We start from the raw sequence: 14,535 nt of genomic DNA, 5'->3' as shown, positions 1-14,535 counted from the left end.
CCCCACGGCTTCGACGCCAGATGTTCGCGCAGCGACGCTCGTCTTTGAAAACCTCCGCGACGGCGGCATCCTCGCCACCGACTGCGACGGCCTCACCCTGCGCGGCTTCACCATCGACTTCGACCCACTCGCCTTCACCCAAGGCACCGTCGAAAACATCGACCCGGAAAAACGCGAAATCACCTTCACCCTGCACGACGGCTATCCCGACCTCGCCCCGCACTACCTCTCCGGACGCGCCCACCTTTTTTCTCCCGATCCCGTCTCCCCCAAGTGGAAAACCACCGCGCCCGACATCTACGCAACAAAAGCCACCGCACTCACCCCGCGCCGCGGCGTCCTGTATTTCTCACCCGCTGAAAAAGCGAAATTCGCCGCCTTCTCCCTCGGCGATTACGTCGCTCTCGACTTTCGCCACTCGCGCGGCATCCGCGTCGAACGCGCCAGCAACCTGCGCATCGAAAACGTCACCCTCCACAGCGTGCCCAGCATCGGCGTCATCTGCCGCTACATGGACGGCAAAAACGTCTTTCGTTACAAAATCGAACGCGGTCCCCTCCCCCCCGGCGCGACCATTCCCCGCCTCCTCTCCACCTCTGCCGACGGCCTCAACTACGCCTACGCCCGCACCGGCCCGCTCGTCGAACAATGCGACTTCTCCTTCATGGGCGACGACTCCATCAACCTCCACGGCATCACCTTTTTTGTCGCCCGCGTGGACGGCCGCACCGTCAGCCTCCTCCGACCCTACCCACAAGAAGCCTTCGCCTCGATCATCGCACCCGGCGACGAAATACGAAGCCTCGCTCCCGACACCTTCGACGTAAAAGGCCGCTCCAAAGTCGTTCGTTTCACCGTCGATCCCCACCCCGCCGAAGATTTTTCCGAACTCGCTGCGCGCACCTGGAAATCCGCCGCAGTGAAAGCAGGCAAACTCACCGTTTATCGCCTCGAATTCTCCGACCCCCTGCCGCTGGAAACCGGCGATTTTCTTGAACTCCCCGCCATCTCCGCCCCCGGCTGGATCATTCGCGACAACCACTTTCACGACCACCGCGGACGCGCCCTGCGCCTCATGGCCTCCAACGGAATTGCCGAGAACAACCTCATCGAAAACATCAAACAAGCCGCCATCACCATCGGCCCCGAATTCGCCTTCTGGCGCGAAGCCGGCTGGGTGGACAACGTCACCATCCGCAACAACACCATCCGCCGTGTCGGCTACGACCAACGCCCCGCCACCTACGCGCCCGGAGCCATCTCAGTTTTCTATCGCGGCGAGACGCCCGACTCCCCCCGCCCCGCCATGCGCAATGAAAACATCCGCATCGAACAAAACACCATCGAACAAACCGGCGGCCCTGCCATCCACATCAACCAAGCGCGCAACATTCACGTAACAGGAAACCGAATACGCGACACCTTCCAAACTCCCTCCCCAAAATCCGGCACCCTCTTCCAACTCACGACCGACCGCGACATCAGTGTGAACCACTCCGACAACGTCATCATCGAATAAGCCGATGAGGGCTTCGCAAGCGAAGCCCCTGCAACTATCGCCATCACCTACCTGGTAGGGAGGCCTCTCCGAGGCCTCCGTTGTGCGTGGTCTGAAAATACTAAGTTCGCAGGTAATTGCAGCGTGGTTTCGGAGGCCTCGGACGGAGCGCAGCAGCGCGGAGATGGCATCGCCGAAGGCGATGGCCCGAAGGGCTGCCCTCGGCAGAGGGCACAAAGGCCTCCCTACCGTTAAGACAACGCCCCCTGTTCCATTAGCAGAACACCGTTCTGACGCCCCCATTCCTTCCACTCGCCAACGCCACACCCTCCGCGCTTGTTTGCCCAACGTGAGTTCCCCCCTCCCATCCGAACGTTGCATTTTTACCGATTCCGAAACCGGAGCCCGCGTCACGCAATGGACGTCGTCACCCGCATTGGATCGCCCCCTTTATTTCACCTCGCCCAGCGTAACGCGAGACGACCGCTGGCTTGTTCTCCTCTCAGAAAGAGACGGCGGCTCGCCCAACTTTTTTGCCATCGAACGCGCATCCGGCCTCATCCATCGCCTGACCAACAACACGCAAGGCTCCCTCGCCAGCTATTGTTATCCCTCCGAAAACCGCTCCGGCATCGGCAAATCCTCCCCCTGCCTCGACCCAGACCGCAACATCCTGTATTACATAAAAGGATACGAAGTCTGGCGCGTTTCGCTAGAAGGTGACCGCGTCCCGCAAAAACTCGCCACGCTGCCTGCGGGTTGGTGGACCGCCTTCACGCACGTCTCCGCCGACGGACGCTGGCTCTGCGTCCCGTGCACTCACCCCGACGCATTCCCGCCCGGCCAGTCCACGCAATGGGAACAACTGGACAACATGTATCCACGATTAAAGGACAAAGGACTCGTCTCGCGAATCTATCTTATTGAAACCGCCACCGGTCGCAGCCGCATTCTGGCGGAACTCCCATTCTGGGTCACGCATGTGAATTTCGCTCCCGACGACTCAGGCAAACTCCTCGTCAACTCCGAAGGCCCCCAGTCATCGCGCCACGGTTCCCCGCCCCGCATCTGGTGCGTGGAATCCGACGGCAGCCATCATCCCCTGTTCGAACAAAACGGAATGCGGGTGAATCACGAAAACTTCGCCCGCGACCAACCCTGGATCATCTATCACGGCGGATACGAAAAAAACGGCGAGGCCCGCCGCCGCAACTTTGTGGCCGCCAGAGACTGGACCGGATCACCCATTTTTGAATACGCGCTGGAAGACCTTCCCCTGATGCACGCCACCCCGATGAACAACCCCCGCTGGTCCGTCGTCGATACACCGGAACACATCGCAATGATTTGTCCCGACACGCAAAACCGCCCAGCGCTCATCCCGCTCTGCCGACACCATTCGCGGGAAGGTTTTGGCGCGAACCAAGATCATCACTGCCACCCGCTGCAAACCCTCGCCGGCGGCGGAGTTGTCTTTGCCTCCAATCGTGAAGGCGAAGCCAACGTTTACGAAGTTCACCTCTAGCACCTTCAGTTTATGACCAAACACCGCTACGCCGCCGTCGGCACCGGGGGACGCATCCCGATGTTCATCGACCCCATTGCCGACACCTACCGCTCAACCTCCGAACTCGTCGGACTCTGCGACACCTCCGCCACGCGACGCCGCTATCACCGCGACCGCCTCGTCGCCGAATACGGCATCGCCCCCGTCCCCGACTACGCCGCCGCCGACTTCGACCGCATGATCGCCGAACAAAAACCCGGCACCATCATTGTCTGCACTCCCGACTACACCCACCACGACTACATCGTGCGCGCGCTCGACGCCGGTTGCGACGTGATCTCCGAAAAACCACTCACCACCGACGCGCAAAACTTCGCAGCCATCGACGCCGCCGTGCGTCGCACCGGACGCCGCGTGCGCACCACCTTCAATTACCGCTGGGCACCCGGTGCCACACGCGTCCGCCAACTCATCGCCTCCGGCGCGATCGGCACCGTCAAACACGTGGATTTTGAATACATGCTCAACACCGCCCACGGCGCCGACTACTTCCGCCGCTGGCACAGCTACAAAAAATATTCCGGCGGCCTGCTCGTTCACAAATCAACGCATCACTTCGACCTCATCAACTGGTGGATCGACGCCATCCCCGACACCGTTTTTGCCATGGGCGGCCTCGTCTTTTACGGCAAACAAAACGCCATCGCTCGCGGACAAGAGCAGCTCACCCGTTACCCGCGCTACACCGGCCATCCCGAATCCGCAGGCGACCCCTTCCGCATGAACCTCGAAGGCGACCCCACGCTCAACGCGATCTATCGTCAGGCCGAGGCCGACAGCGGTTACATCCGCGATGAAAACGTATTTCGCGACGGCATCGACATTGAGGACAGCATGAGCCTCACGCTCCGTTATCGCACCGGCGTCATGGCCTCGTATTCACTTAATGCGTACAGTCCCTGCGAAGGATTCCGCGTCTCCATCAGTGGCGACGCCGGACGCCTTGAATACACCGAGCAACACGCCGCGCACATCATTACTGGCGACCGCGACATCAAACACGACCCGCGCACCTCGCGCAGTTCCTCGCTCCGACTCCAAAAGCTCTTTGGCGATCCCGAAGACATCCCGATCATCATGCCCGAAGGCGGACACGGCGGAGCCGATCCACTCATCCAGGAGCAAATGTTTTCCGCCTCCCCCCCCCCCGACCCCGATCATCGCAACGCCGGTCACGAACAAGGCGCGGCCTCACTCCTTGTCGGTGCCGCCGCCAACCGCAGCATCGCCACCGGCCAGCCCATTCGCATCACCGACCTGTATCCACTTCGCCCCGACGCCCGCCGACTTGGCGAACTGGTCTAGCCTTCCCCCCCCCCCCCCGCCGTCTGCCACGCGCGCACTGGAGAGTGAAGGGTGAAAGCGAACGTTGAACTACGTTCGTTCGCCGGATTAGAGTGGCAGCACATCATGCCGATCAAATTTGTGCCGCACCGCTTCAAAAGCGCCGCCGAGTATTATGTTCGTGGACGCCTTTCCTATCCGCCCGCCCTGATCAGTCGCGTGGCTTCACTCACGGGACTCACCGCGCAGGATCGCGTGCTTGATCTCGGATGCGGGCCGGGGTTTCTCGCCGTCGCTTTCGCCTCCCATGCCAGGGAGGTGATCGGCATCGATCCCGAGCCCGCCATGCTCCGCGAGGCCGAACACTACGCCCGTCATGAGAACGCGACCGCCAACGTCTCGTTCCGGCAGGGAAGCAGCTATGATCTAGCACCGGAACTGGGGCAGTTCCGGCTGGTCACCATGGGACGCTCCTTTCACTGGATGGACCGGACCGCGACACTCGAAATGCTGCTGGACCTCACGCCCGCCGACGGCGTCGTGGCGCTCTTTGACGACTCCCGTTGCAAGGTGCCGGCAAACGACTGGCAAACGCGCATTCAGGCGGTTTTGGAACCTTACACGAACCGCGACGAAGACTACACGGTGAGACGGGGGAAGGACTGGAAGCCCCATTTGTCGTATCTGCTCGAATCACAATTCAACCGGGTCGAGCAAATCTCCGTCATCCAAAAGATCGGGACGCCAGTGGAGCGACACATCGACCGTGTCCTGTCAAAATCAAGCACGTCCCTAGAACGCCTGGGGGCGGACTTGGAGCCGGTGCTCGAAAAACTCCGGGCCATCCTGAATGAGGAGGCCGTGAATGGCGTTGTGACCGAGGTCGTGGAGTTCAGGGCCTTGCTCGGGTTTCGCACCTCCTGACTGCCTGCCGTGCGTGGCGTGTGTGTGTGTGGGGGGGGGGGGGGGGGGAGGGCGGGCTTTGCCCGAACGCTCAACATCCAATGTCGGAGCTGGCAAAAGGGCAGGCGGGGACACCTCCCCCCCCCCCCGACCGCCTGATTTTTAGCGATTGCCGCCTTATGTATGCGCGCTTGCATCGCCGCCCATGTCGCGTTCGCAGCAAGAAGCATGGAGTTCCCGCTTCGGTGTCATCCTCGCCGTGGCGAGCAGCGCCGTGGGATTGGGAAATTTTCTCCGGTTCCCCGGTCTCGCCGCCCAATACGGCGGCGGCGCCTTCATGATCGCCTATTTCGTTTCCCTGCTCGTCATCGGCATCCCCGTCAGTTGGGCCGAATGGACCGTGGGCCGGCACGGCGGACATTTTGGTTATCACTCCTCGCCGGGCATTTTCCACGCGCTGCTCCGGCGTCCGTGGGCCAAATACCTCGGCGCGCTCGGCTTCATGGTGCCGCTCATGGTCTGCATGTATTACGTTTACATCGAAGCTTGGTGCCTCGGCTACGCGCTCAACGCCCTGACCGGAAACCTGAGCGAACCGGGCATGAGCTACAAAGAGTTCTTCGCCACCTACACGGGCGCGGGCTCAAACGGGGTGGCCCTGCAATTCGGGCTCAGTGACGTGGGGCTGTTCGTCGTGCTGGTCATCGTGGTCAACCTGTTCTTCCTTTACCGCGGTCTTTCCAAAGGCATCGAACTGGCGTGCCGCTGGGGAATGCCAGTGCTGATTCTCATCGCCATCGTCATCATGGTGCGGGTGCTCACGCTGGGCACCCCCGACGCGACGAGGCCGGAGTTGAACGTGCTCTCCGCCCTGGGCTTCATGTGGAACCCCGGAGACATTCTCCAAAGTCTGAAAAGCCCCCAGTTGTGGCTGGCCGCCGGTTCGCAGATCTTTTTCTCACTCTCGATCGGCCTGGGCATCATCATCACCTACGCGAGCTATCTGCGAAAAACCGACGACATCACGCTGAGCAGCCTGACCGCAGTGGGCGCCAATGAGTTTTGCGAAGTGGTGTTGGGTGGACTCACCACGGTGTCGGCCGCGTTCATGTTTCTCGGCGCGGCGGGCGTGGCCGGACAAGGAACGTTCGCCCTCGGCTTCATTGTGCTCCCGGAAGTGTTTTCCCACATGACGGGTGGCCCGGTCTTTGCCGCGCTGTTCTTCGTGCTCCTGTTTCTGGCGGCGATCACAAGTTCGCTGTCGATCCTGCAACCAACCATCGCCTTTCTCGAAGAAGCGTTCCGGATGCGGCGGGCCGTGTCGATCACCTGGCTGGCAACGTTGCTGGTGATCGGAACGGGATTCGTCTGGTTTTTCTCCAAGGACTTGAAGGCGCTCGACACGATTGATTTCTGGGTAGGCACCGTGGGCGTTTATCTTCAGGGGCTGCTGATCGTGATCCTTTTCGCGTGGGTGATCGGCATCGACAAAAGCTGGCGCGAAATGCACCGGGGGGCCTTGTTGCGCGTTCCCCGTTTTTTCCGCCGGGTATTGTGCTATGTGACGCCGCTCTACCTGGGCGGAATATTTGCGATCTTCGTCCTCGATTCCATCCTGGGCTGGAATTTCAGCTTCGCATCGGCGCAGTTCAAACCGACCAGCTATGTGCGCGAATTGATCGGGGACGCCGCCAATCCGGTGGCGCAACTCACGGCGGGCTTCATCCTCGCCATGATGCTTCTCGCGGTCGGTCTCGTGGCGCTCGCCGGGCGGCGCTGGCGCTACAAACCCACCGCGCAAACTTACCGGAGATGACCGCGAGGGTATCTAAATTACAACTACCATGACGACCACAATAACGACGGCTTCTCTTACCGTAGGGGGATGGATCAACCTGATCCTGTCCGTAAGTTTCGTGACGGCCCTGTGCGTGTGGACCCTCATACGCGTGCTGCGCGGCGGTGGGAAATCCGGGAAGACTGAATCAAAACCGAAGAAGAATTAACCACAGAGACACCGAGGCACAAAGATCGAACCCACAAAATTCTCCGGCCTCCCCCCCCCCCCCTCTCTTTCCGTTTCATTTAGGCTCTGTGTTGGTTTTTCAACATTTTCGGTGTTTGAGCTCATTGCACGAGCCAACCGCGAATGGCCGCGAATAGACGCGAATAAATGAAAGCCACTCGAAATCCATTGGTTTTATTCGCGACCATTCGCGTTCATTCGCGGTTAAAGTTTGAATTTCGCCCGTGTGCGGAGGTGCAGAAGGAGGCCACTGAAAACGTCGAAAGACCTCCGTGTTTTGTTCCTCTGTGCCTCGGTGTCTCTGTGGTTAATTCTTCTGAATCCTAAACCACGCACTCCAACCGGGTCGGATCGATTTCGACATCAGGATTGAGTGCGAGCAAAGCCTCGCGAAGTTGCTCCGCCCCGGCCTCGCCGCTTTCAAGATCGTCCGCCTCAATGTAACGCCCGTGAAGCCGCACGCGGGAAAACGGTTTCGGTAAACGAAACGCGTCCCAACCACGCAACTTCCAAGCAGCCTCAAACGCCGCGCCAAAAACGAGAATCGGCGCACGCGCACGCCGCGCAACCAGAGTCGCGCCCGGCTTCACAGCATAACGCGGCCCGCGCGGACCATCGGGGGTCAGTCCGATATCGTCGCCGCGACGCAACACATCGGTGAGCGCATAAATCGCCTCGCGCCCGAAATTGCTGCTGGAGCCGCGCACCGCGTTGAGACCGAGCAATTCAAAAAACGCCACCGCCCAAGCCCCGTCCTTGCTCGCGCTGATGAGCGCGTGGAGCGGCCAGTCCGGACGATAACGACGCCCCAGATCACCGATGATAAAGAGCCGGTTATGCCAGAGCGCGACCACGATGGGCGTGTCGTGCCGGACGAATATCGCCTCCGCCGCCGGGCTGGCCTGGATGCGCAGCGTGGCATTCCAAAGACGCACGAACATGGCCAGAGGCCAGAGCACGACAAACTGCCACCTCGGCACGCAATGAACCTGCGCAGGTTTTTTGACCGCTGCCGGACGCCCGGCGGCAGCCGCGACAGGCGCGGTTAAAGGAAGATCGTCACTCGGACTGGACATTGCTGAAAACGGACGACGCTACCGGAACGTCATGCCAACAACAATTACAAAGCCAGTTCCGACGCCCACGGCTCCACGCCTTCGTGGGCGAGCAGACGGCGTTTGGCATCCTCGCCAAACGCGAAACCCGTCAGCGAACCATCCGCGCCGATCACGCGATGGCACGGCACGATCAACGCGATTGGATTGGCTCCATTGGCCCGCCCAACCGCACGCGCCGATGACTTCAGAGCGCGCGCCAAATCACCGTAGCTGCGCGTCTCGCCAAACGGAATCGCGCTCAACGCCGCCCACACGCGCAACTGAAACTCCGTGCCCTGCGCCGCCAGCGACAGATCAAATTCGCGCCGTCGTCCGGCAAAATAATCCTCCACTTGTTTGCGTGCCGGACGCACGCGGTTCGCGTCGCGCACCAGACAAAAGCCAGAGGATGCGGAAGCGTCAGCGGAAGCACGGGGAAAACGTTCCCGCAGCGCATCGACGCCGCCAAAGGCAGTCGCCGCGACGCTGCCGTGTTCATCCAGCGCGATGGAAAATTCGCCGCCCAGCAGTGAAACAAAAAAAGTGTCGTAGTGAAAAATCATGACAAAGAAAAATGGTGTGAAGACGAAACGGGAAGCGGCGACGGCGGCGCTTGTAAGAGTTGCCAAAGGTGAGCGGTCGCAAGACTGCGATGCGGAGAAAATACCGACATCAAACGGCGCGTCGCATCCACATCAGGACGCGTTTCGAGTTTGAACAAACGCATCAGCCCGCTCGTCACGCCTGTGTCGCCGTAAGGCACGCAATCGGCGAACCCAAGCGACCGCATCATGATGTAATTGACCGACCACGGCCCCAAGCCGCGCACCGCCAGCAGCGTCCGTTGTGCCCGCGTGGCGGACATGGCGGCGAGCGCGCCGAGATCCAGTTGGCCGGAAGCGACGAGCCGCGCGACATCGATAAGATAGTCCGCCTTTTGCCGCGAAAATTTGAGCGCGATCAACGCCTCCGGTTCGAGCGCCGCCAAGGCTGCAGGCGTAGGCAGCGCGACGAGTCCCCCTCCCCCCCCCTCCCCCCCGGCTACCGGTTCCCCTGCACAGAGGGCGAGGCGCTGGCGGAGTTGGAAGGCAAAAGGGAGGTTGATTTGCTGTCCGATAATCGCCCAGAGCAGACCGTCGAAAACGGAAAACGTCTGCACGAGCCGCAAGTCCTCGCGTCCCTTGACGAGCCGGGCAAATCCCAACCGCCGCGCCAATCGAGCAAAGCCCGAAGCATCCTGCGCGAGCCCAAGCAAGCACGTAACGACCTCATGCGCTTCGACTGCGGAACCGTGCGAAATCGTCGCGCGCACATGGTGATTGTCATCGGAGAATCGCAAGGTGAGCAGTGTTGCCCCTCCCCCCCCCCCCCCTTCCAGCCGGATAGCGGCGGTGAACGTGCGGCCCTCCAGTTTTTCGGTTACGCCCGTCGGATCGCGGCCCAGCGTGCGCCACAAATACGCAAGCGGATAACCATCAGGCAGCGTGAGTTCGAACCCACACGCACCGGGCGAGGCGAGTTCTCGAAAGGCAGACGGCGTGAGGCCGTTGAACCGTCGAAATTGCTCATGAAACGACGACTGCGATTCGAAGCCCGCCTCCTCCGCCACGTCCGTCAGCGAAGTGTTGCCGCCACTGCCGCCGACGGCGAGGAGCGCCCGGCGCGCGGCGTCGATCCGGGCGCGCAGCAACAGGTCTGCCGGCGTGGTGTGATAATGCTGACGCAACAGTTCGAACAAACGCGTCGTCCCGAATCCGGAACGACGCACGATGGCGCGTGCATCGGGAAACGTGTGCGGTGCGGCGCGTACCTCGGCCACAAGCGCCTCGATGGTTTCGAGCACGGGGTCGGCGCCACGTTCGAAATCGTCGGGATGACATTTCTTGCACGCGCGCAGCCCGGCCTCGCGGGCCGCTTCGCAGGTGGGGAAAAAGCGGATGTTTTCCGACTTCGGTTTGCGCGCCTTGCAGGAGGGCAGGCAGTAGATGCCGGTGGTGAGCACGCCTAGAAAAAAGCGTCCGTTGCAATCCGGGTCGGAGGCAAGGACGCGCTCATACATCTGTGCATGGCTCAATCGCATGGTTGCCACCGTAGCACATTCCCCCGCCGGTTGTCGTCCTGAGAATTTCGGGGCAATTTTTCCCCCACGGAGGGCGGGTCTCCCGACCCGCCAGACGCGGCGCAGCCGCGCCCATCCGGAACCGGAATTGCGGCGCTTCGCGCCGTCGGCGGGTCGGGAGACCTATACGCGCTAACATGTTTCGTTTTTTCTTCATTTTTTGATTCAAACCAGCCTTTTAAATCTAAAAATCGCTGTTTTCTGCTGAAATAATCTCAAGAAATGCGTGGCGATTGAAAAGATGTTAGCGCGTATAGGTCGGGAGACCCGCCCTCCTTAGGAATGTTTATTGCGCCTGTTTCGCCACCTTGCGTTCGGGCGGTTGTTCGCCTTGCGGCAGCGCAAGCAGATCGTAGTCGGCGAAACCCGTGATCGTGACATCGGCAAACTCGCCCACCGGCAGTTCGCGCGGCACATAGACGCGTCCGTCGATATCGGGCGCGTCGGCTTCGCCGCGGGCGATGCCGGGCTCCTCGACAAGGACGCGCAGGGTGCGACCCACGTAACGTTCGCTCACCTGCGCGGCGATTTCTTTTTGCAGGCTCATCGTCTGGTGCCAGCGCGCGTCCTTCGCCTTGAAGGAAAGCTGGCCGACCATGCGCGCGGCCTTGGTCCCCTCCTCCTGCGAATAACGGAAAACGCCCAATCGCTCGAACTGCGTGTCGCGAATAAAATGACAAAGCTCCTCCACGTCGTCCGGCGTCTCGCCGGGGAAGCCGACAATGAACGTAGTGCGAACGGCGATACCGGGAATGCCGGCGCGAATGCGCGCAATGAGGTCGCGGATGTAGGCGCCGCTCGTCTCGCGTTGCATGAGGCCGAGCATGTGGTCGCTGATGTGCTGGAGCGGGATGTCGATGTAGCGGGCGACCTTGGGGCACGCGGCGATGGTGCGGATCAGTTCGTCGCTCCAATGCGCGGGGTGCGTGTAGAGCAGGCGTATCCAAAAATCCCCTTCGATGGCGTTGAGTTCGCGCAACAATGTGGTCAACGCCGTGCCGCGTGAGGAGTCCACGGGCGAGCGCGGGTTGGGGCGTTGCTCCCAAGTGTCCATGCCGAAGTAGGTCGTGTCCTGCGAGATGAGGTTGAGTTCCTTTACTCCCTCGGCGACGAGGCGGCGGGCCTCGGCCACCACGCTCTCGACGGAGCGCGAACGGTGGCGTCCGCGGATTTGCGGGATGATGCAGAAGGCGCACGGGTGGTTGCAGCCTTCGGCGATCTTGATGTAGGCGGTGTGTTTGGGGGTGAGCCGGAAGCGCGGCGTGTCGTAGTCGGGGATGTAGGTGGAGCGGCCTTCAATGAAGTTGGCGGGCGCGTCTTTTTTGCCGCGTTTGCGTCCCGTGATTTCCTCGATGATCGGCGCGATGCCCGTGAGTTGGTCGAGGCCGATGAAGGCGTCCACCTCGGGCATGGCGGCGGGCAGTTCCTTGGAAAATCGCTGCGACATGCAACCGGCGACGATGAGTTTTTGTTCCTTGCGCCGCTTGGAGAGCCCGCGTGCCTGATGGGCGGCGAGGATGTGGTTGATCGATTCCTCCTTGGACGAGTCGATGAAGGAGCAGGTGTTGACGATGACGACGTCGGCCTGGTCCGTTTCCGGAACCACGGACATGCCGGCCTGATGGAGATGGCCGATCATGATCTCGCTATCGACGAGATTCTTGGCGCAACCGAGTGAGACGAGACTGACTTTGATCGTGGTCGTCATAAAAACATAAAAAAAACCGCGGCCTTCGCGGGTCGCGGTTCCCTGAATTGATCGGGAAGCGTTATTTCTTGGCCTTGATTTTTTTGGCGGTGGCCGCGGCTGCGACCTTCTTGCGTTTGGCGTAAGCCTCGCGGCGCTTCTTCTTGATGACCTTGTTGTATTGTTTGCCCATGGGTTTGGAAAAAATGAAACGCCCAGCAGGGCCGAGCCCCGCCGGGGAGTCAAGCACGGCGGTGGGCACTGCGGATAAAAGCCGCCGACTTTGGACGCGCAGGATTTGAGTTTTCCCCCTCTTCCTGTGTCTTTTGCCCATCCACTTCCTTCCCGACCACACCACTATGAGCAAACCCGGCCCTCTCCTGACCACCAACCGCAAGGCGCTTACCATCAATCTCGACGAGGCCAAGTATGGCACCTTTGCCGAAATCGGCGCCGGGCAGGAGGTGGCGCGCATCTTTTTCCAGGCGGGCGGCGCGGCAGGCACGGTCGCCAAATCCATGTCGGCCTACGACATGACGTTTAGCGATGCCATCTACGGCAAGTCCTCCCGCTACGTCTCGCGCGACCGGCTCTCGCTCATGCTTGCGCACGAATACGAATTGCTGCGCGAACGCCTCGACCCCAAACGCGGTGACACCACCACCTTTTTCGTCTTCGCCGACACCGTCGCCGCCCGCAATTATCAGGGCACCAACGAGTGTCACGGCTGGATGGGGCTGCGCTTCCAGACCGAGCCCCACGGCCCCACCAGCGACGTCGTTCTCCACGTGCGCATGTGGGACAAGGACAACCTCCTCCAACAGGACGCGCTCGGCATCGTCGGCACCAACCTCGCCTACGCCACCTTCTACTACCGTGACGACCCGGAGAAATTCATCCAGTCGCTGCTCGACAACGTCGGCGCCGACCGCATCGAGGTGGACATGCTCACCATGAGCGGCCCGGCCTTCTCCGGCGTGGACAACCGCCTCATGTCGTTTCTCCTCGTCAAGCACGGCCTTACCCACGCCATCATGTTTGGCCCCGCCGGCGACGTGCTCCAGCCTTCCGAAGTGCTGCACAAAAAACCCGTCCTCGTGGAGCGAGGCAGTTTCCGGCCCGTCACGCACGTCAACATCGACATGCTCAACTGCGCCTGCGCGCAGTTCCTCCAGGAGCCGCCCGTCAAGGGCAAGGACATCGTGGTGCTCATGGAGATCACGATGAACAACCTGCTCACCGACGGCCGCCTCGACCCGCAGGATTTTCTCCAGCGCGTGGACCTGCTCGGCGACACCGGCCTCACGGTATTGATTTCCAACTACAGCGAATACTACCGGCTCACCACCTACTTCCGCCGTTACACCGACGAGATGATCGGCGTGGCCCTCGGCATCAACAACCTCGTGGAGGTGTTCAACGAGAAATACTACGAACACCTTCAAGGCGGCATTCTGGAAAACTTTGGCCGTCTCTTCCGCAACGCCGTGAAACTTTACGTGTATCCGATGCAGCAACACGCCTACGAACGCTACCTTGCCAGCGGCCACCCCGCGCCCGCCGCCTCCCCTTCCGGCCCCCTCCCCTCCCCTGCCACCGGCACCGGCAACAACTTTGCCTCGCACGTCCTCATCACCGCCAAAAACCTGCAAGTGGACGACCACCTGCAAAACCTCTACGCGCACCTGCTCGAAAACCACTACCTCGAACCCATCGTGGGCTACGACACCGCGATCCTCGACATCTTCTCGCGCGACGTTCTCCAGCGCATCAAGGACAACGATCCGACTTGGGAAAAACTCGTGCCCGCACCCGTCGCCGAGGCGATCAAGCGCCGCGGCCTTTTCGGTTTCGCTGCGACAAAATCCCCATAGCGCATGCGCATGTCAAAATGGCTGATGTTGCGCAGACGACAGCCACGGGGGGAGGGCGGGTTTTACTGCCAATCCCCGCCGACGGTGCGAAACGCCGCCCTTCCGTTTTTCCGGATGGGTCAAGAGACCCGCCCTCCGCCATTCGCATTTTTCTTCCGCAGCCACTCCACCAGCTTCGTCCACGCAAGCCCCCGATGGCTGTGTTTGTTTTTAAAATCATCGCCCAGTTCGGCAAACGTCCGGCCCTCCGGATTGTCGGCCTCCGGCACGAAGAGCGGATCGTAACCAAAGCCCCCCCCCCCCTCGGCTCCACCAACAACCGTCCGTGACACCGCGCCTCGAACACCGCCTCCAATCCGCCCGGTCCGCGTAGCAGCAACACGCACACGTAATGCGCCCGACGCCCCGCTCCCTCATTGGCACAACAGTAACCCACTTGGATGTTGGACCTTCGACGTTGGATGTTGGACCTTCGGGGCG

The 14,535-nt window shown here is 61.2% G+C and carries 11 protein-coding genes and 1 pseudogene; 7 read left to right on the top strand and 5 right to left on the bottom strand.

From position 1 onward, the window contains the following. The 6 genes from OBACDRAFT_RS14090 to OBACDRAFT_RS28925 all read left to right on the top strand — a co-directional run. A partial coding sequence (locus OBACDRAFT_RS14090) for a right-handed parallel beta-helix repeat-containing protein (protein ID WP_052362014.1) occupies positions 1-1,519 on the top strand: 1,519 nt, incomplete at its 5' end. A gap of 328 nt (positions 1,520-1,847) precedes the next feature. Next, positions 1,848-3,023 carry a TolB family protein gene (locus OBACDRAFT_RS14085; RefSeq protein ID WP_157837081.1) on the top strand — a complete coding sequence of 392 codons (1,176 nt, stop codon included), beginning with the start codon at positions 1,848-1,850 and terminating at the stop codon, positions 3,021-3,023. A 12-nt stretch (positions 3,024-3,035) separates the two neighbouring features. Next, entirely contained in the window at positions 3,036-4,370 is a 1,335-nt protein-coding gene (locus OBACDRAFT_RS14080) for a Gfo/Idh/MocA family oxidoreductase (protein ID WP_043586616.1), read from the top strand. Between the two features lie 105 nt (positions 4,371-4,475). Further along, positions 4,476-5,273, top strand: a complete 798-nt coding sequence (locus OBACDRAFT_RS14075) for a class I SAM-dependent methyltransferase (RefSeq protein WP_043586614.1) — start codon at positions 4,476-4,478, stop codon at positions 5,271-5,273. 184 nt (positions 5,274-5,457) lie between these two features. After that, on the top strand, positions 5,458-7,068 hold the full coding sequence (locus OBACDRAFT_RS14070; protein ID WP_043586613.1) for a sodium-dependent transporter: 1,611 nt from the start codon (positions 5,458-5,460) through the stop codon (positions 7,066-7,068). Positions 7,069-7,096: 28 nt separating this feature from the next. Continuing rightward, positions 7,097-7,258 carry a hypothetical protein gene (locus OBACDRAFT_RS28925; RefSeq protein ID WP_198529907.1) on the top strand — a complete coding sequence of 54 codons (162 nt, stop codon included), beginning with the start codon at positions 7,097-7,099 and terminating at the stop codon, positions 7,256-7,258. 343 nt (positions 7,259-7,601) lie between these two features. Here the strand turns inward: OBACDRAFT_RS28925 and OBACDRAFT_RS14065 are convergent, their stop codons facing one another. From OBACDRAFT_RS14065 to rimO, 4 genes are all read right to left on the bottom strand, one after another. After that, a complete protein-coding gene (locus OBACDRAFT_RS14065) occupies positions 7,602-8,354 on the bottom strand; it encodes a lysophospholipid acyltransferase family protein (RefSeq protein ID WP_081722064.1) in 753 nt (250 codons plus the stop codon). 44 nt (positions 8,355-8,398) lie between these two features. Next, complete coding sequence (locus OBACDRAFT_RS14060; protein ID WP_043586612.1) at positions 8,399-8,938, bottom strand: methylated-DNA--[protein]-cysteine S-methyltransferase; 540 nt, start codon at positions 8,936-8,938, stop codon at positions 8,399-8,401. Continuing rightward, on the bottom strand, positions 8,935-10,455 hold the full coding sequence (locus tag OBACDRAFT_RS14055) for a DNA-3-methyladenine glycosylase 2 (protein WP_052362009.1): 1,521 nt from the start codon (positions 10,453-10,455) through the stop codon (positions 8,935-8,937). The genes OBACDRAFT_RS14060 and OBACDRAFT_RS14055 overlap by 4 nt, the downstream gene beginning before the upstream one ends. Positions 10,456-10,780: 325 nt before the next feature. Next, positions 10,781-12,202 carry a 30S ribosomal protein S12 methylthiotransferase RimO gene (gene rimO / locus OBACDRAFT_RS14050; RefSeq protein ID WP_043586611.1) on the bottom strand — a complete coding sequence of 474 codons (1,422 nt, stop codon included), beginning with the start codon at positions 12,200-12,202 and terminating at the stop codon, positions 10,781-10,783. Positions 12,203-12,540: 338 nt separating this feature from the next. Between rimO and OBACDRAFT_RS14040 the strand changes: the two genes are divergently transcribed. Continuing rightward, a complete protein-coding gene (locus tag OBACDRAFT_RS14040; protein WP_043586608.1) occupies positions 12,541-14,055 on the top strand; it encodes a hypothetical protein in 1,515 nt (504 codons plus the stop codon). Between the two features lie 119 nt (positions 14,056-14,174). Here the strand turns inward: OBACDRAFT_RS14040 and OBACDRAFT_RS29870 are convergent. Then, positions 14,175-14,357: pseudogene (locus OBACDRAFT_RS29870) on the bottom strand (non-canonical purine NTP pyrophosphatase); the annotation flags it as partial. Between the last annotated feature and the right edge of the window lie 178 nt (positions 14,358-14,535).

Origin of the sequence: Geminisphaera colitermitum TAV2 (assembly GCF_000171235.2) — a bacterium.
In the GTDB taxonomy this organism is placed as follows: Bacteria; Verrucomicrobiota; Verrucomicrobiia; order Opitutales; family Opitutaceae; genus Geminisphaera; species Geminisphaera colitermitum.
The sequence above is the reverse complement of the archived record's forward strand: the minus strand, read 5'-3'. Positions and strand labels throughout refer to the sequence as shown.